The following is an 18,493-nucleotide window of genomic DNA, read 5'->3' on the forward strand; positions in this document are numbered from 1 at the left end:
GATCACTCAAGACACTTGAGTATATCCTTGCGATCATAAACAGGTTCTACGTAGCGGGTTCTCCCACGCATGCCCTTCCCGGAAAAATCCGCATCTATCAGCCTTGAAACGTGCATTTTCTCAATTAATTCATAGAAACGGGTATAGCCAAGCCCTGTAATCTCATGGAATGTCTTGTAGAGTTCACCTGTCTGGAGACTGCTATCCTTTGCTATCAGGCCAAGCAATGTTTTCTCATGATCGGAAAGTGATCTGATATTGCGGCACAGGTGCAGTAGTCTGGAAGCTTCATAAGCCTTGTCGACATCCTCAACAGAGATTTTTCTGCTTGCCCGCCTCTCAGCATTCAGACCAGAACGTTTCAGAAGATCGATACCGATCCTCAGATCACCAGTCCTGTCCACGTAAGAAACAACCCTGTCCAATGCCTCTTCAGGCACAACATCATGGAAAAAGGCATGTTTCACACGATTGGCAATAATATCTGAGATCTCATTCATCTCGTATCTTGGAAAGGCAATTTCTTCCGGCAAAAAAACCGAGCCTACCCGTGGATCGAAGCTGTATGGAATGCCCACGTCACTGATGATGGCAATCACAGAGATACGCGCTCCGGGGTACTGCTCATGAGCCCTTAAGAGGGAATACATGACCTCATCTGCATGCCCTTCCGGGAAAAGGTAGTTGATATCATCCAGAGCCACCACAAGTGTCTTGTTCGACTCAAGCAGGTATTTTATCACTTTCTCAAAAAGTCTCCTGAATGCCACACCGGATGTAGGGGGATTTATGTGAACCAGCTGCTCATATATCCTTGAGACAACTGCAAACCTTGTGGACTCCATCTGACAGTTCACCTTAACAAAGACCACATTGTCAGTGTACTCTTTCACTTCATTGAAGATCTTCATAACAGCAGTGGTCTTTCCAGTCCCCGGCGGACCTTTCACAAGGCAGTTGACAGGACGCATACCCCTCATGGCAGGTTTAAGGCTGAAGCGCAAGGACTGCATCTGGGAGTCCCTGTGTGCAAAATATTCCGGGAGGTAATCGAATTCAAGTACCTCCCCGTTACTGAAAAGAGTTTCATCCCACAGAAGCATGTCCTTTTCCACTTAAATTCCCCTTTTGCAGATTTTGCTTTTAAATTTGTGCCAGTTTTTATTACGATATATGGATATGTATTACAAACTGGTGATCTCTAAACTGGCAGCTTTGTAAGACTAATATAATTATTTGCGCATAATAACTTTTTGCTTTTGCTGCGAGCACATATCCCGCACCCTTACAAAGCCAATGAAACTATATCCGAAACTGTCCTGATAAGAGTCTCTACTTCTTCTTCAGTATTATACAGGGCAAAAGAAGCCCTCACAGTTCCTTTGACACCAAGATGATCAACACTGGGCATTGCACAATGATAACCACTTCTGACGCATATATTGCGGGTCTGGTCAAGTATCATGGCTACATCATGCGCATTCATCCCCACTACATTAAACGACACGACACCGGCACGGTTGTGCGGACCATAGACTTCAATGCCGTCCATCTCCAGAAGACGCCGGGAAGTTTCCCTGGCCAGGTAAAGTTCATGTTTTTCAATTGCATGAATACCGATGTCCCTCACATATTCCACCGCGCGTCCAAGACCGATCACACCAGGAATATTGGGCGTGCCAGCTTCAAATTTTGCAGGAGAGGGCTCCACCCTGAAACTGTCAGGAGTTACAGAGCTTACCATCCCCCCACCAAGCAACAAAGGCTCAATAGAATCCGGTTCTTTTATGTAGAGCAAACCTGTCCCCTGTGGCCCAAGCAAGCCTTTGTGCCCGGGACATACAAAAAAGTCAGGATCAAAGGCTTTTATATCTATTGGCATATTGCCGGCTGACTGGGAACAATCGATCAATACTTTCACACCTTCCTGGCGAGCTATACTGATAATTTTCCCGATGTCCTGTATGGAGCCAAATACATTGGAAACATGATTTACTGCTATGAGTTGTGTTCTATCATTGATGGAAGAAAGTATATCTTCCGGATCGATAAGTCCGTCTTTGTCAGGTATGATAACGGTAAGTTCAACACCCGATTCCTTTAAACGCATCCACGGGAGCAGGTTGGAGTGGTGCTCAACAAGCGTAACGATAACGTGATCACCGCGCTTCCAGGGGAAGCCCCTTGACACTACATTGATACCTTCTGTTGCATTCTTAGTAAAAATGGTCTTCCCGGCATCCATGTTAAAAAAAGAAGCCACTGCCTCCCTGGCATCTTCATAATGGTCAGTGGTTTCCCTTGCAAGCCTGTGAGCTCCTCTTCCATGGTTTGCTGCGTATTTATAGAAATAGTCAAGCATTGCAGACACTGCCTGTACAGGCGTTTGCGTCGTGGCTGCATTATCCAGATAGATCACATTATTTAATAAAGGAAAATCTTCCCTGACAGTCAGAACATCATACATAAGAGCCACTATGCAGAGAATGTAAAAATAGTTTTGCAGGCTATTTTGCCTGCACACCGCCTACCATGAAACGATAAAGTTCCATTTCCTCGGCGTTGAGTTTATCTGCCGACACTCCACAAATGACCTCATGGCAGCCTTTGTAGACATCGGCTCTGTTCCTGCTATTCTTCGAGTCTCTCATATTTTACCTCCTGTCTCTCATTTAGTATAGATGTTCTTTTAAAAGCCGTGCAGATTATAATTATATATACATAATAAGAATATTTATTATACTAATGCTGGCTAAACATGTAAGTTGTCATGCATTATATAAATAAATGGCGCCTGTGTTTGCGTCAGCAAAAAATAGAAATGAGCATGCAATAATAAAAGCCCATCATACATTGGCAAAGATATAGTCAATATCTTTCTTACCTTCGTGGCAGTTAATGCAGCCGCCTACTTTTCCCTCAGCTCGCACATTCCCTTCAGGAGAATAGGAAGCCCAGAACCAATCGTTATGATCCGGATCAAAATCCTCGACCTTATACATAAGATAGAGCCCTGTAAGTTCCCTGTCGGAATTGAATCCCTCTTTAACCACCATTGCTCCATAAGGCATTGCCATCCCTCCTTGTTCTGCCAGAGGCAATGCATCCTCGGAAACATATATAGTGATATAATCCCCATGAACACCGTTCCCTTCCATCATGGGACCCTGGCCGGGCCATATGCTCCAGTCCTTGTAATTATCACTCACGGTAAATCCCGAGAAAATAGACTCGGCGTCTGGTGTTGGCACCTGCGGGTCAATTCCATCTTCAGGACCTGCGGACACACTGTCGTTTTCCTGATCGGCACAGCCTGATATACCAATTATGCATATCAGGATAAAGATCATAAATGCAGTTTTCATATACTACCCCAATATTAGACATACTCCACACTATATAACGATTGCTTAGACAAGTTTAGCGCATTCCTTGTCGCAAGAGATATAAAATATGCAGGAGACTTTCGCTAATAATGCCAGAAATAGATATTGACCGGACACTCTTGTTCCTTGAAGGGACTCAAAGGGTCCTTGATGAAAAGAGCACCCTTGCCAGAACAAAAGATAACCTTAAAAAAATCGGAGTTACCAGAATAGCGAATATCACTGATCTTGACAGAGTGGGCATACCCGTATTCTCCACTATCCGGCCCAGCGCAGCAGATGGTGCAATTTCCGTATATTCGGGAAAAGGTAACAATGAGAACCAGGCAAGGATATCTGCAATGATGGAAGGTTTTGAACGATGCCTGGCAGAAAGAAAAGGAGCTAACAAAGACATAAATGAGGATATAAGGACACTGCATGTTATCGAAAGCTATGAGGAAATAAAGAAAAATTGTAGTACCGTTGACCCGGAATCCCTTCTTTTAGCTGAAAGTTACAGTCCTCACGCATTGATCGAATGGATAAGCGGGTGGGATCTCTGCAGAAAAGAAGAGATCATGATCCCTGCAAATGCGGTCTACCATCCTTATGATGCACCTGGCAGGACATTGAAACTGTTCAGAAGCAATACTAACGGGCTTGCTGCCGGAAACACCATTGAGGAAGCTATCTTCCATGGTTTGCTGGAAGTGATAGAAAGGGACGCACTGAGCATTGCAGAGTTCAACCGTAACCCAGGCAAGGAGATAATGCTCACAGAAGATGACGGAGAGAACTACAGGATTCTGCGCAGGTTCACAGACAATGAGGTCGATGTCAGGTTGTGGGCATTGCCCCATGACACAGGTATCACAACAGTGGTGGCAGTAACCGATGACATGCGTCTAAGGGATGCCGCACTTCTTGTGATGGGAGCCGGAGCACATCTTAAACCTGAAATTGCAGTAAGGAGGGCACTGACCGAAGCAGCACAGTCCCGGGTTGTACAGATACACGGGGCCCGTGAGGATACAGAGCGTGAGAAGTTTGTCAGGGAAATAGGTTATGACAGGATCAAACGCATAAACAAATACTGGTACGAGGAAGGAGAACGTATAAGTATGCAGAGCCTTAAGGACCTGTCAGGGAACTCACCTGCAGAAAGCATCGATACAGTACTGGAACAGTTGAAAAATATAGCTGCCTCTGCTGCTGTTGCAGACCTCTCAAGAGAAAGTGTGCCCGTACCGGTAGTAAGGGTGGTCATACCAGCCTTTGAAATGTACACTCTTGACAGGGAACGTATCGGTACAAGGGCAAAATCAGGAAAAAGAAAAAAGATGGCAGCACAGGAAAGACCATGGCGGACCGGACGCAGAAAATGAAGGAAGATTATGAATACTGTGCCTCTGCATGTGACAAAATCCTTATATTCGCAGGCACAAGCATAAGCCATGAGGATGCTTCAAAACTGCTTGAGGCAACATACCGGCCACCAGTATCCAGAGGAGACCTTGACAATGCCATTAGGCAGGGGTACAGACTGATAGGGATCATCGACGGGATATTTTACAGCCAGGCGGCGGTGGCTCACAGGGAAATAATAAGGGCAATGCAGGAGGGAGCTACTGTAGTTGGCGGCTGCAGTATGGGAGCTTTGAGGGCTTCTGAACTGGATGTCCACGGAATGATAGGAGTGGGTAAAGTATATGAGTGGTACAGGGACGGTATTATAGAAGATGATGATGAGGTGGCAGTTACAACAAATCCTGATACCTTTAAGCCTGTATCCAGCCCCATGGTCAATATCAGAGAAACCCTGAAAGCAGCTTTAGACTCAGATCTTATCAGTTATACTGAATGCAAGCATTTAATTGAGATCGCCAAGAACACACACTATACTGAAAGAAGTTATATGGGAATCACAAAGGAAGCTTACAGAGGAGGTATCATTTCCCAGGAAAGCTCAGAAGCTCTTCTGGAGTTCTGTATCGATCATGAATGTGATGTAAAAAGAGAAGATGCGCTCATGGTCCTGGAAAAAATAAAAATGATAAGCAGAGGATGATCAACCCGCTATTTTTGGCTTCAGACCGTCATAGACAAAATGCAGAATGTATACAGTTGACATGACAAGGATTATTGTTGCACCGGATGGCGCATCGAACAGATAGGACAATGCTAAGCCGCTTATGCTGAAAAAAATACCGAAGATCGTTGCAAGATACATCATCTTCCCAAGGTTATTTGTATAGTGCCTGCTGAGGGATGCAGGCATGGTGAGAAGTGCGATTATAAGGATGATGCCGACAACCTTGATCAGCAGAACAATAGTAAGCGCAATCAGACAAAGTAAAAGCAAGTAGAGACGCTCTACCGATAATCCTGCAACAGTGGTGAACTCCTCATCAAAACAAAGTGCCATGAATTGTTTATAGAATGCATAGACGATAAAGATGATAACGATATCCAGTACCACCATCAGGTAGATATCTGACATGGGAACGGTCAGGATATTACCAAAGAGATAGGTCATCAGGTCAGGGGCATACCCGGGCGTCCAGTAGATAAGAATGATACCAATTGCCATTCCCAGGGACCACAATATGCCTATGGCCGTATCTTCAGCTATCTTTGATCTTTTGCTTACAAGACCCATGACAATGGCAGAAAAGACGCTGAAAGGGATCAGCCCGTATAAAGGGTTGACCCCGAGGTAGTATCCTATACCAATGCCTCCAAAAGATGCGTGAGAGATACCACCACTTATGAAAACGATTCTTTTTACAACCACATAGACACCGATGATACCGCACGCCACACTTGCCAGAATAGCAGCCAGAATAGCATTTCGCATAAAGTCATACTGAAGTATTTCAAACATATGGTCCACCTCAGTGCTCTTTAAGGACCCTGTGCGGTACGCCATGGGCAATCAGTTCTACCGGACACTGATAAGACACTTCCAGGTCATGGGGACTCAATTCTTTAGAGTCATGATAGTGGAACTTACGGTTAAGACAACCGATCTTATCGACATAGACCGAAATCGCACTGATGTCATGGGTCACCATTATGATTGCGATCTCGGATTTGAGCCGGTTGAGGAGTTCATAGAACTCTTTCTGCATCTTTGAATCTATACCTGTGGAAGGTTCATCCAGTATAAGCAATTTCGGTTTAGTAACAAGAGACCTGGCAATGAAAACCCTCTGTTTCTGACCACCGGACAGCTCGCCGATCTGCCTGTTCTTAAAATCAAGCATTCCAACAGTTTCGAGTGCTTCATGTGCAGCCCTGCGGTCTTCTTCATTATATCTCTGAAGAGGTCTTTTGTGAGCCAGCCGGCCCATTAGCACAACATCCCACACGGTAATCGGGAAATCCAGATTAGAGGAGTGGTACTGAGGAACATACCCCACATAGCTCCTCATATTTTGGGGTTTGCCACCCAGGAGTTTCACAGAACCCCTGTCAGGCTTGATCAATCCAAGGATGACTTTCAAAAGAGTGCTCTTGCCCCCTCCGTTAGGCCCTATGATTGCCAGGAAATCCTTGTCCTTAACCGTAAGGCTTACGGACTCCAGAACCCTGACACCATCATAGCTTACCCATACATCCTTAAGATCGATCACGTTTTCCATTTCAAGCCAGTCCTTTTTCAAATGCTTCTGCTACTTTTGCAAGGTTACCTATATAATCCTTTGCCAGAGGGTCGATCTCCACTACCTCGCCCCCGATCTCACTTGCAATGGCAGATGCACTGACAGTACTGAAACCGGTTTGAACAAAGACTACCTTTATACCTTTTTCTTTTGCCAGATCTATAACATTCTTCATGTCGCTGACACTTGGTTCTTTGCCTTCGATCTCAACGGGGACCTGTATCAGTCCGTAATGATTTGCGAAATAGCCCCATGCAGGATGATAGACCATAAAACTGCTGCCTTCCTTACCTGAAAGTGTGGTCCTTATCTCTGCATCAAGAGCATCAAGTTCGGCAAGATATGCATTCTTGTTCTCAAGATATGTCGCTTCATTCTCAGGATCAAGCGCTACAAGTCCTTTGTAGATGTTCTCCACCATCACTTTCACATTGTCAGGCGATGTCCAGATATGAGGATCAAGCCCCGTATGGTCGTGGTCATGGTCATCAACTGCCTCATGCTCGTGGTCATGGTCATCAACTGCCTCATGCTCGTGCTCATGGTCATCAACTGCTTCATGCCCGTGCTCATCTTCATCCTCATGTGAATGGGGCTCCATCCCCATTAATTTGATACCGGCAGAGCAGTCCACAATCATCATATCCGGGTTCAGGTCTGCTATCTTACCCATCAGAGCATCTTCGACTGTTATTCCCGAACCTACCATAGCATACATTTGTGCGTTGCTAAGGCTTGTGAGCTGACTCGGGGTGGGTTCATAGGAATGAGGACTTGCCCCGGGCGGGACCATGACGATCACTTCCACATTATCCCCTGCTATCTTTTCCACAAATTCGGCCTGTGGAAGTATACTTACAGCAACCACCATACCATCAGGATCAGTTCCGGAGATATTCTGTTCGTCTGCGCAACCTGCAGTCAGAATGATGCATATCAAAAGAAGCATCATTAAAGCCAGTAAAGTTTTCTTCATATCATTACTCCATTATTTTTGCAGCTAATTTTTCATAATCCTCAGCAAATATTGTAGTTTAACCAATATGTTTGGGTTGACACCAATAAAAGTAAAACAAAGCCAAACAGGATCATATAACAGAATGGCATCAGCGGGAAACACACGAGATATGTTTTATCTTCCCGCACACGCTCACAGTCGGATGGCCCATAGCCCCACATATCGTATCGATGGCATGTTTTGAGACAAATGCCTCAAACCTTGACACCTCAGAGCATGCATCCTCCCCAGAGAGACCATAATGACTAAGCATCAGACTCAGGATGTTATGCCTGTTTACGAAAAACTCAGCATAAGCCCTTCCTTTTTCAGTAAGGCGCACGCCCCTGTAAGGGACATGGTCCACATATCCGGAGCCTGAAAGGTCATTTATGGTCTTAGTAGACGTAGAAGGGTCAACATTCAGTTCCGTGGATATATCTGTAGTCTTTACAAGATCCCCTTTTTTTAAAAGGAACTTCAGATATTCGACTTTTTTTGGAGATAGCTCCAATCCTGTGATTTCCTGCATGCTAACAGGTAATAAAGAAGAAGTATATATGTTTTTTGAAGTATACGCAAATTCACATATAATATTTGGAGTGGTACCAAACATCGAGGTTTCAAGCTTCTTAGTTTAAATAGAAACAGTGATGCAAAATATAAAGCATAAGTGAATTCCTGACAGGAAAAATATATAGGATATATAAGCATGCTTTAAAATGGGGTTATAAATGTTAATACAACAGATATTCACAGAGAAAATAGCGCACAGCTCCTACATACTGGCAGGAGAGCGGACATGTGCCGTCATCGATCCAAGAAGAGATACAAAGATCTATGTCCAAATTGCAAGAGAGCTCGGATTAAAGGTCACACACATCCTTGAAACCCATTTACATGCTGACTTTATCTCGGGCCACATGGACCTGGCACAAAGGACAGGTGCTGTTATCTATGCCCCCGAATCAGCAAATTGTGGTTATGAACATATCCCCCTGAAAGAGGGAGACTCTTTTTTCATAGAGGACATCAAACTGGAGATAATTGAGACACCTGGACACACACCCGAGCATATATCCTACATAGTTACCGACACAGCCAGAGGAGAAGAACCCCTTGCAGTTTTCTGCGGGGACACTATGTTTGTAGGAGATGTGGGCAGACCGGACCTGTTCCCGGGGAAAGCTGAAGATCTTGCATCCATACTATATGACACCCTGCATGATAAGCTTCTGGCATTGCCAGATTTCTGTGAGATATACCCTGCCCATGGAGCAGGTTCCCTGTGCGGAAGGTCCATGGCTTCCAAAAGAAGCAGCACCATGGGTTATGAGAAGAGATACAACTATGCACTCAATATTGACAAAAAGGAAAGTTTTATAGACTCTCTGACAAACAACATGCCTGAGGCACCGGATCATTTCAGCAGGTGCACAGACATAAATCGTAAAGGACCCGGAAAACTAAAAGATCTCCACCTTCCCGAAGCCCTGGATAACACTAGATTCAGGGACAGAATGAAAGATTCCATTATCCTTGATGTGCGCAGCTTCGAATCATTTGGCGGGCAGCACATACCTCAAGCCTATAACATAGATATAAATTCCAATTTCCCAACCTATGCAGGGTGGTTACTGCCTCCTGAAAAAGATATGATACTAGTTGCGGAAAACTACCCACAGGCTTTTGAAGCGTGCACACAGCTGCACAGGGTAGGAATGGACAGGATTGCAGGTTACCTTGAAGACGGAATGTACGGGTGGGTAACAGACGGACTTCCCGCAGGACATGTCCCACAGGTATCTTCCTCAGAATTGCATGACAGAATAAACAAAGGAAAAATAACAACAATTATTGATGTAAGAGCACTCTCCGAGTTTGAGGGATTCCACATAGAAGGTGCGGTCAACATACCTGTGAATGAACTCAGGGAGCGTTATACTGAACTTGACCCGGGTGCAGAGAATATACTAATATGCGGTTCAGGACATCGATCAAGTATGGGCTGCAGCATACTTTTGCAAAAAGGTTTCAGTACCATACAAAACGCAGCAGGTGGAATGACCGGCTATGCAGCCGCTGGATACGGACCCGAATGTCCAAGGTGCGTCCTTCCATGGGCACCTTTCAGAAACAAGTAGCCTGGCCAGGAAAAGAGGGAGATGGCAGCTTTACGGTCAGCATATTTTCCATAGACTCAACTGAATGGCATGCCCCTGAATGTGAATATCTCCCTGACCATATAGATGAAATCAATTATCTCATCCAAGGATATCAATAGCAATAGCAGGATTAAAAGTGCTATGATCAACTCCGAATAATCCGGAAGTGACTGCACAATATGAGCAAAGGAGCCCATGCTTTCATTTGCAGAGTGGACCATCATATCACCCGAATATAACTCTGACATGATACAATAAAAACATACCGATTAATGATGATGATTTTTTATTATAATAAAAACAGTAAGCTCAGATAAGAAATAAAATTCAGATATACATATGTAGAGAAAATGTCAGGGCATCCCCTTCATCTGCGAGATGACCTCTGACCACAGCGACCTGAGCCTGGAGGAAAATTCATTCTCACAATATTCCACAACAGCCTTCCCATCCACCATAGCATCAAGAGGAGTAACGTCATAGGGAAGACTTCCGGCAACACCTACACACCTGCCCCTACAGTAATCGATTATATGACGGGATATCTCTTCATTGATATCGTACTTGTTGATGCATACAAGCGCTGGTATCCTGAAGTGCTCCACTAACAGGAGCACTCTTTCAAGGTCATGTATTCCCGAAACAGTAGGTTCGGTGACTATCAGGACAAGGTCTGTACCCGTAATTGCAGCAATCACAGCACATCCCGTACCCGGCGGACCATCTATGATAATCATATCCTTTTCTTTTTCAGATGCAAGCTCATGTGCCCTTCGCTTTACATTAGACACAAGTTTTCCACTGGCTTCCTCTCCAGCACCCAGCTTTGCATGCACCATCGGACCAAAGCGTGTATTGGAACAATAATATTCACCTGCTTTTTTCTCAACCATGCCGATGGCATTTTCAGGGCATACATATTCACATACGGCACATCCCTCACATTTGTATACATCGATGTCCATGTACTTAGTGATTGCAGCAAACCTGCAATTTGCGGCGCATTTGCCACAACCTGTACAAAGACCTTTATTGATAGTTGCAACCTTCAGACCATAAAAATCATGTGTTTCAAAGATTTCGGGGTGCAGAATGAGATGCATGTCCGCAGCATCAACATCACAGTCGGCAATAACCGCATTTTCGGCAAGTGCAACAAAAGAAGATGTGAGGGTAGTCTTACCAGTCCCTCCTTTGCCACTTATGATAGCAAGCTGTTTTACCATCAGGCATTCCCCTTGTAAGAGACAAACTTGCATATATGCCTGTAAAGCTTCTGGAAATTCTCTTTCCAGACTGGCATTTCTTCCACAAAAGGAATACCTTTTGAGTAAAGGACAGCTATTTCCCTGTCCAGAGGAATCTTCATCAGGATAGGTATCCTTTCTGTCCGGCAATAGTCCTCTATCCGGTCATCTCCAAAGCCATGACGATTTATAACGACACCAAAAGGAATATTCATCTGCCTTACAACGTCCACTGCAAGGACAAGATCATTCAAACCAAAAGGAGTAGGCTCGGTCACAAGCACACAATAATCCATTCCTGCAACAGATGCTATGACGGGACAGGAGGTCCCCGGAGGAGAGTCAATTATTGCAACTGTGCTTTCATCAATGTGTGCCTGTAACTGCCTGATAACAGGTGTAGCCATTGGTTCACCGATATCAAGAGTACCCTGAAAAAGTTCAATACTGAAATTCCCATTGGTGCCTTTTTCAATAACCCCTATTGAACGTCTTTTTTCCATGATCGCTTTTTCAGGACAAACAAGAGTGCAGCCGCCGCAGCCGTGACAGAGCCTGGGAAAAAGCCTGAGACTGCGAGGAAGTTTAGCTATCGCATTGTACTGACAGAAGTCCGCACATCTGCCACAGAGAGTACACTTCCCGCAATCCAATTCAGGGACCATTATCGTGACATCTTCCTGTTTTTCAAGGGCATACCCAAGAAAAAGATTGCAATTGGGCTCTTCAACATCACAGTCAATAAGTTGTGCACTGCCAAGTGAAAGGGCAAGATTAACGGCTATCGTTGTTTTTCCCGTCCCTCCCTTTCCGCTTGCGACAGCTATTTTCATATGAAATACATCCAAAGATCGTTTAATGGCAGTGGCCTTGCTCATGATCATGACTGTGATCATGTCCATGGCCACTGCATGAGTTATCCTTTGTTGCCTTTGCAAGCCTGCATTGTTCCCAGGCGGTGATTGCATCCTGTATAGTGCCGGTGGCGCCGACAAAGACCTCTATATCATACTGTTCGAACATAGCAACTGCCTTAACGCCAAGACCACCACAGAGCATCACATCCACACCAACCTTTGCCATGATCTCAGGAGGCAGACCTGTGCCACCGTTGTGTTCACTTGTATTTGGAATTACAGAGACATCCCTGGTTTCCGTATCATATACTGCATAATATGGAACTTTTCCAAAATGCTGCCCCACAGTATCATTAATACCGTTCTGTCCCGTTGATGGTATACATAGTTTCATTTTTAAACCTCTTATTTTCTATTCTTAATGTTTAAATTCCGATAATTACCAAAAGCAATGTGTTGCAAACTAAACATATAATCCGGGCTTGCCGGGAGAGTTTGCCACATCGATACTTACAAGAGACCCTGATCTGTAAGCTTCAATGGCTTCCCGGACCGAACCTGAAGAGAACAATTTCATCTCTACATTTTCAGACAATAACAGGGAGTGTGCATTAGGACCTACGCTACCCGTGACAAGCACATCTATATCTTTGTTTATAAGTTCCTGCGCAACCTGCACACCTGCACCACTGGATGCAGAAACGTGCCTGTTCTCTATGGATTCGGACTCCATAGTGTCAGGATCCACTATCATGAAGCAATTACATCTACCTAAATGAGGGTCCACAGGTGCATCCAGGCCGGAGTTGATTGCTGTAACACATATTTTCATTGCTGATCTCCTATAAAGTGAATAAACATATATACACACATATGAGAACAAATATAAATAGGTATCTGAAAAACTTTTTATAATTCAACTCATTTGTACAAAAACACCTTAAAAACCACCTCCTATATATACAAACAAAGCCAAAGTAGCCTCTGATGTTGACAATTTTTGAGGCGATAATACTTGGAATAATTCAGGGGATAGCGGAATGGCTACCCATAAGCAGCCAGGGAATGACAACCCTGGTAATGCTTAATGTGTTCGATAAATCACTTGCAGATGCACTTCCCATAGCCATCTGGCTGCACACAGGAACCTTGCTTTCAGCTGTTGTATATTTCAGAGAGGACATAAGAGAAATAATATCACAGATCCCTCCATATCTCAAAAGCAGAGACATCAAAGAGAAAAAAGGAAGTCTGATCACATTCCTTTTGATAACAACAATAATAACAGGAATTGTAGGCCTTCCTCTTATACTGCTTGCAACAGGGATGGGAGACTTTTCCGGAAAGTTTGCAACAGCACTCATAGGAGTACTCCTGATCATAACAGGTTTGCTTCAGATATCGGCCTCAAAAAGGACAAAGAAAAGAGAAAAGCCCATGATATCAGATTCTGTTATTGCAGGAATTGCACAGGGTTTTGCAGCACTTCCCGGCATTAGCCGGTCCGGAATAACCGTATCAACACTTCTCCTGCGGGATATAGAGGCTTCCCAGGCACTGAGGCTTAGTTTTCTCATGAGCATACCTGCAGTCCTTGCAGCGGACCTGGGAATGGGAGCAATGGGGCTGCTGAAATTTGATCTGGCCTCATTAATGGCACTGTTCTTTGCATTCATCTTTGGTATACTCACAATTGATCTGTTCATCAAAGCTGCAAAAAGATTTGATTTTTCAAAGTTCTGCATCGCCCTTGGAATTCTCAGCATACTGGCATATTTTATTTGAATACTACTATTTTGCCACAAAAGAGAATAAATATTTAAAGATTTTGAGTTAGCCTTAAATAAGAGATTATGCAATCATTGCATAACAATGACTTGCAGAGGAAGGCCCAGATCACCGAGAAGAATTGAATGTTCACCGGATGTACTTTACTTCAAGCCACGGGGAGTACCACTGAAAGAGCTTGAAACAGTATCCCTTGCAATCGAAGAGCTTGAAGCATTACGCCTGGCAGACCTGGTAGGGCTGCAGCAGGAAGAAGCTGCCATCAGCATGGGCATCTCAAGAAGAGCTTTCTGGCAGGACCTCCAGAATGCAAGAAAGAAGGTAGCTTTAGCCCTTATTGAGGGAAAGGCCATAGAGATAGTAGGCAAGAGCTATGATGAAAGCAAATAGTTCCTGCATCTTTATATTTGTTATTTTTAGCATTTACATAACATGACAATACTAAGGAGATCCATATGACACAAAATATCCAGAGTACGAATGACCTTTTAAAAAAGGCAGAGGAACCAAAGCTCATCAGGAACATGAGAGCCATCAGGAAGAAAATAATGGTCATGAGCGGTAAAGGAGGAGTAGGCAAAAGTACGGTTGCTGCAAACCTGGCTGCAAGGCTTGCAGAGCGAGGACACAAAATAGGGCTTCTGGATGCAGACATACACGGACCAAGCATCCCGAAGATGTTTGGAATAGAAAGTCAGAAACCAACCGTTGATGAGAATGGTATCGTGCCTATAAGGGTCACAGAGAACCTTTCTGTAATGTCAGTAGCATTGCTTCTTGAGGACAGGGATGCACCTGTAATATGGAGAGGACCGGCAAAGATGGCAGCTATCAAGCAGTTCCTTGAAGATGTTTCATGGGGCAAGCTGGACTATCTCATCGTGGACCTTCCACCAGGTACAGGGGACGAACCCCTAAGCATTGCACAGTTGATAGAGAAAATGGAAGGTGCTGTCGTTGTAACAACCCCGCAGGACATGGCACTTGTCAGTGTCAGGAAATCCATCAAATTTGCAGAGATACTCAAAGTACCGGTCATAGGCATTGTTGAGAACATGAGCGGGATCATCTGCCCGCACTGCGATGAGATGATCGATATATTCGGAAAAGGCGGTGTTGAAAAAGCTGCATCCGATTTCAATGTACCCATCCTTGGTGAGCTGCCCATGGACCCGAAGATCGCTGAGATAGAGGACAGTGGCAGGGTTCACACAGACATAAACGAAGAAACGCCATGGGGAAAGAGCTTTGCTGCAATAGTTGATACTGTGGAGAAGTTTAAAAAATAAGCAAATAAAGGCTCTGTAGAAATCCTTTCTTTATTAATAAACCACAGATAGATACGGATACACTCAACTCTGTAAGAGGTGAGTGTATCTGCACTTCACAAATTATTGATAATATGTTTTCTACAGAGCAAAAATAAAAAAAATAAACGAAGATACAGATGGAAAATCCCTTCCACACGCCTTCAGGAGCAATATGGACTTTAAAAGCGAGACATCATTCAATTGGCTTTACTCAAAGGAGATATCAAAAGCAAAGGATCTTGCACGTGCGGCACAGGCGGATTATCTCTGGAACAAAAAAAGAAAGTATTCAGAAGAACTCATCAATATAAAGGATAATGATTCATGGAATTCAGATCTGAGGGATACGGCACGTTCAGCATCTGCTCTTGCAATTGCAGGGACTGTTTATGAGGACGTTGAAAAGTGGATACTTTCAAAGCAGCTTGACAGGTCATGGAATAATGATGTGTACGACACTGCATACGCACTGATAGCACTTGCTGACATGGGTTCTTATAACCCGGACGGATGCAGATGGCTTGTTGAGAACTATGGACAACATTGGGAGCATCCCGGCACTACCGCCCTGATAATCACAGCTCTTATAAAACAGGAATTAATCAGGCACAGCGAGCAATTCATAGATTTTATAGAAGACCGCACAAAGTGGATCATTACACAGAGAGAAAATGATAAAGCCTGGAAAACACTGGCCACCAGCAATCTTGTCATCCAGGCACTTCTTCTTGCAGGCCGCAAAGATGAAACGACCATCCCGCTCAAGTGGATACTATCACATATGAACAGTAACGGTTCATGGGGTAAAGATGAAGGAGAGATCAATACAACATCCCTGTCACTTATAAGCCTGTGGCAATACGGTAAAGCAGGATCATTTCGCAGGTAAAAGCACATGAATAGTGGTTCCTGACCCGTCCTTGCTCTCTGCCCATATCTCACCCTTATGTGCCTGGATGATCTTTCTGCAAATATAAAGACCAAGACCATTTCCTCCGTATTTACGCGTTGAGGAACCATCGGCCTGATAGAATCTGTTGAAAACCTGGGAGAGATTTTCCCCGGGAATACCAATCCCGGTATCACTAATTGATATGTATATCTTTTTATCTTCCTGAAGGCGGGCTGAGATCGATATTTTTCCGCCTTGCGGGGTAAACTTTACAGCATTGTCAATTATGTTGATGAATACTTCTTCAAGGTAATCCAGATCACCTTTTATAAGAGGAATGTCAGCAGGGATAGACTTCTCGATCACATGAGCCTTACTGGTAATCTCAGGAGACCTGTCATGTAAAGCTGAATCGATTACCTCGGATATCCTTAGCGGAACAAAGGTGTATTCAACATTACCACCTTCAGTTATGCTGACATATAGCAGGGAATCTATCAGCCGTCTTAGTCTTTCGGAACTGAGCATTACTTTTTCCATGGCATCTTTCTGTTTCTGGTTCAGTTCCCCAAGCGCCCCTTCATACATAAGCTCGCTGTATCCTTTAATAGGGATAAGGGGAGTCTTTAGCTCATGTCTCAGGTTGGACAGGAACTCATCCTTCATCCTGTCAAGTGACTTCAGTTCCTCATTGGCTTTTGCAAGGTCTGCAGCATACTGGTTAAGAGCCCTTTCTGCAGCTTTGCGCTCCGTGAAATCTTCTACGACACATACACCACCCATGAACTTGCCTTCCTCAGAGATAACAGGACTGAACTCTGCCTTGATAGGGATCACTTTGTCAGAGAAAGGAGAGCGGAATTCATCCTCATACCTTGCGGGAATTCCGGCAAGTACTTGCATGATAGCTTTTTTGATAGAGTTATTGTCATCAAAGGATTCTATGATATTAAAACCAATTAGTTTGGATATCACATTTTCTTCCGGAACATCCAGTATCTTTACTAAAATTTCATTGCACTGGGTTATGACGCCCTTTTCATCAAAATGGAAAATACCCAGGGGGGATTTTTCAAACATCATACGATACTTGTTCTTGGCAATTGTTGTTAGCCTCTCCTTCATTTTCCTCTGGGATATATCGTTGATCAGAGCACCGTGGAATACCTCACCTTTAATTCTTGTAGTCGTAATAGCCAGTTCTACAGGGAATTCGGTAGCGTCCTTACGTAATCCTGTCATTTCGACTATTTTTCCGACAACCGGAGATTTGCCGATGGAAATAAGCTCATCCCACCCTTCATGAGCTTTACGATATCTTTTTGGCATGATCAGAGTTATGTGCTGGCCCATAATCTCCTCTTTTGCGTATCCGAAAAGTTTGCCCGCTTTTCTGTTCCAGAATGTAATTATTCCCCTGTCATCGGACAGTACCATGGCATAAGGAATAGAGTCAAGATGAGAAAATATCTTTTCACCATCTAGCAATAATTCGTTTTCAAGCTCTTTTTTTTCCTGGACATCCGTAAAGCTTAAAAGGAGGGCCTTTGAAGAAGAAACAGTATCTTCCAGCAAATTAACATTCATAAGGAATGTATTGCTCATCCCATCATATCTATTGATCATGACTTCGGCAGACCCGGATACTGCATCATTACCAGATAGAAAAGAGGAGAAAATTACTTTTATATTTTCCTTTTCTTTTTCAGAAGAAAGGATATCTGAAAAGTGTATATTATGGAGTTCCTTGCCTTGAGAAACTAAATACATTTCTGCTTTACTGTTGGCCAGAATTATCATACCATTATTGTCAACTATGAGCACAAAGGAGTTTAGAAGATCATAAAACTTTTTTGACTGCTCAATTTCAGAAAACGGGAGTTTACTGGCAGAAATATGGACAGAATCATCTATATCAGGAGAACAAACACTCCCATCGTCCGCTAAATCAAGTGCTTCATTTTTAATGACCATCTATACACCTTGAACCGGGCAAAAAGACTGTAGAAAACTACATTAATAAAGCCGGGATACATATAATTATATCATGTATATAATATATAATGTTTAGTATTTGAATTGTGCTATATTATATACTGGGACTATAACAGAATACACAATAAAGTCAGAAATATTTTACCAGGCAGAAATGTTGCTTAAGAATTTACTAAACCACGACATCCTGAGTAGCATTTATAATTAAA

At 43.7% G+C, this 18,493-nt stretch carries 21 protein-coding genes; 7 read left to right on the top strand and 14 right to left on the bottom strand.

The window, feature by feature from the left end; genetic code table 11:
- Positions 1-2: 2 nt before the first annotated feature.
- The 4 genes from V7O64_RS07090 to V7O64_RS07105 form a co-directional block, all read right to left on the bottom strand.
- On the bottom strand, positions 3-1,115 hold the full coding sequence (locus tag V7O64_RS07090) for an ORC1-type DNA replication protein (protein ID WP_407354734.1): 1,113 nt from the start codon (positions 1,113-1,115) through the stop codon (positions 3-5).
- A 170-nt stretch (positions 1,116-1,285) separates the two neighbouring features.
- On the bottom strand, positions 1,286-2,467 hold the full coding sequence (locus V7O64_RS07095) for a cysteine desulfurase (protein WP_407354735.1): 1,182 nt from the start codon (positions 2,465-2,467) through the stop codon (positions 1,286-1,288).
- A gap of 40 nt (positions 2,468-2,507) precedes the next feature.
- Positions 2,508-2,651 carry a hypothetical protein gene (locus tag V7O64_RS07100; RefSeq protein WP_407354736.1) on the bottom strand — a complete coding sequence of 48 codons (144 nt, stop codon included), beginning with the start codon at positions 2,649-2,651 and terminating at the stop codon, positions 2,508-2,510.
- A gap of 195 nt (positions 2,652-2,846) precedes the next feature.
- Positions 2,847-3,365, bottom strand: coding sequence for a cytochrome P460 family protein (locus V7O64_RS07105; RefSeq protein ID WP_407354737.1), 519 nt, complete (start codon positions 3,363-3,365; stop codon positions 2,847-2,849).
- A 110-nt stretch (positions 3,366-3,475) separates the two neighbouring features.
- Here V7O64_RS07105 and V7O64_RS07110 point away from each other — a divergent pair, with 110 nt between their 5' ends.
- Positions 3,476-4,753, top strand: a complete 1,278-nt coding sequence (locus V7O64_RS07110) for a YcaO-related McrA-glycine thioamidation protein (RefSeq protein ID WP_407354738.1) — start codon at positions 3,476-3,478, stop codon at positions 4,751-4,753.
- Positions 4,729-5,436: a TfuA-related McrA-glycine thioamidation protein gene (locus V7O64_RS07115; RefSeq protein WP_407354739.1), complete on the top strand. Its 708-nt coding sequence runs from the start codon at positions 4,729-4,731 to the stop codon at positions 5,434-5,436. The genes V7O64_RS07110 and V7O64_RS07115 overlap by 25 nt, the downstream gene beginning before the upstream one ends.
- Here V7O64_RS07115 and V7O64_RS07120 read toward each other — a convergent pair whose 3' ends face one another.
- From V7O64_RS07120 to V7O64_RS07135, 4 genes are all read right to left on the bottom strand, one after another.
- Positions 5,437-6,252: a metal ABC transporter permease gene (locus tag V7O64_RS07120; protein WP_407354740.1), complete on the bottom strand. Its 816-nt coding sequence runs from the start codon at positions 6,250-6,252 to the stop codon at positions 5,437-5,439.
- 10 nt (positions 6,253-6,262) lie between these two features.
- A complete protein-coding gene (locus tag V7O64_RS07125) occupies positions 6,263-7,012 on the bottom strand; it encodes a metal ABC transporter ATP-binding protein (RefSeq protein WP_407357287.1) in 750 nt (249 codons plus the stop codon).
- Position 7,013: 1 nt separating this feature from the next.
- A complete protein-coding gene (locus V7O64_RS07130) occupies positions 7,014-8,009 on the bottom strand; it encodes a metal ABC transporter solute-binding protein, Zn/Mn family (RefSeq protein WP_407354741.1) in 996 nt (331 codons plus the stop codon).
- A 130-nt stretch (positions 8,010-8,139) separates the two neighbouring features.
- Entirely contained in the window at positions 8,140-8,562 is a 423-nt protein-coding gene (locus tag V7O64_RS07135; protein ID WP_407354742.1) for a metal-dependent transcriptional regulator, read from the bottom strand.
- Between the two features lie 202 nt (positions 8,563-8,764).
- Between V7O64_RS07135 and V7O64_RS07140 the strand changes: the two genes are divergently transcribed.
- On the top strand, positions 8,765-10,174 hold the full coding sequence (locus V7O64_RS07140; protein ID WP_407354743.1) for a rhodanese-like domain-containing protein: 1,410 nt from the start codon (positions 8,765-8,767) through the stop codon (positions 10,172-10,174).
- Between the two features lie 56 nt (positions 10,175-10,230).
- Here V7O64_RS07140 and V7O64_RS07145 read toward each other — a convergent pair whose 3' ends face one another.
- The 5 genes from V7O64_RS07145 to V7O64_RS07165 all read right to left on the bottom strand — a co-directional run bounded on the left by V7O64_RS07145 (position 10,231) and on the right by V7O64_RS07165 (position 13,131).
- Entirely contained in the window at positions 10,231-10,443 is a 213-nt protein-coding gene (locus V7O64_RS07145; RefSeq protein WP_407354744.1) for a hypothetical protein, read from the bottom strand.
- 105 nt (positions 10,444-10,548) lie between these two features.
- Positions 10,549-11,421, bottom strand: a complete 873-nt coding sequence (locus tag V7O64_RS07150) for an ATP-binding protein (RefSeq protein ID WP_407354745.1) — start codon at positions 11,419-11,421, stop codon at positions 10,549-10,551.
- Complete coding sequence (locus V7O64_RS07155) at positions 11,421-12,275, bottom strand: ATP-binding protein (RefSeq protein WP_407354746.1); 855 nt, start codon at positions 12,273-12,275, stop codon at positions 11,421-11,423. The genes V7O64_RS07150 and V7O64_RS07155 overlap by 1 nt, the downstream gene beginning before the upstream one ends.
- A gap of 22 nt (positions 12,276-12,297) precedes the next feature.
- Positions 12,298-12,693 carry a NifB/NifX family molybdenum-iron cluster-binding protein gene (locus tag V7O64_RS07160; protein WP_407354747.1) on the bottom strand — a complete coding sequence of 132 codons (396 nt, stop codon included), beginning with the start codon at positions 12,691-12,693 and terminating at the stop codon, positions 12,298-12,300.
- Between the two features lie 69 nt (positions 12,694-12,762).
- Positions 12,763-13,131 carry a NifB/NifX family molybdenum-iron cluster-binding protein gene (locus tag V7O64_RS07165; RefSeq protein ID WP_407354748.1) on the bottom strand — a complete coding sequence of 123 codons (369 nt, stop codon included), beginning with the start codon at positions 13,129-13,131 and terminating at the stop codon, positions 12,763-12,765.
- Between the two features lie 155 nt (positions 13,132-13,286).
- On the opposite strand from V7O64_RS07165, the gene V7O64_RS07170 reads away from it, so the two are divergent.
- The 4 genes from V7O64_RS07170 (at position 13,287) to V7O64_RS07185 (ending at position 16,286) form a co-directional block, all read left to right on the top strand.
- Positions 13,287-14,084, top strand: a complete 798-nt coding sequence (locus V7O64_RS07170) for an undecaprenyl-diphosphate phosphatase (RefSeq protein WP_407354749.1) — start codon at positions 13,287-13,289, stop codon at positions 14,082-14,084.
- An 87-nt stretch (positions 14,085-14,171) separates the two neighbouring features.
- A complete protein-coding gene (locus tag V7O64_RS07175) occupies positions 14,172-14,477 on the top strand; it encodes a DUF134 domain-containing protein (RefSeq protein WP_407354750.1) in 306 nt (101 codons plus the stop codon).
- A gap of 65 nt (positions 14,478-14,542) precedes the next feature.
- The gene (locus V7O64_RS07180; protein WP_407354751.1) at positions 14,543-15,376 is read left to right on the top strand and encodes an Mrp/NBP35 family ATP-binding protein; all 834 of its coding nucleotides are present in this window, start codon (positions 14,543-14,545) and stop codon (positions 15,374-15,376) included.
- Positions 15,377-15,569: 193 nt separating this feature from the next.
- Positions 15,570-16,286, top strand: coding sequence for a hypothetical protein (locus tag V7O64_RS07185; RefSeq protein ID WP_407354752.1), 717 nt, complete (start codon positions 15,570-15,572; stop codon positions 16,284-16,286).
- On the opposite strand, the gene V7O64_RS07190 is transcribed toward V7O64_RS07185, so the two are convergent.
- Positions 16,272-18,263: a PAS domain S-box protein gene (locus V7O64_RS07190; RefSeq protein WP_407354753.1), complete on the bottom strand. Its 1,992-nt coding sequence runs from the start codon at positions 18,261-18,263 to the stop codon at positions 16,272-16,274. The two genes, V7O64_RS07185 and V7O64_RS07190, sit on opposite strands and share 15 nt — an antisense overlap.
- Positions 18,264-18,493 lie beyond the last annotated feature (230 nt).

The sequence above is a fragment of the Methanolobus sp. WCC5 genome (genome assembly GCF_045690325.1).
GTDB lineage: Archaea > Halobacteriota > Methanosarcinia > Methanosarcinales > Methanosarcinaceae > Methanolobus.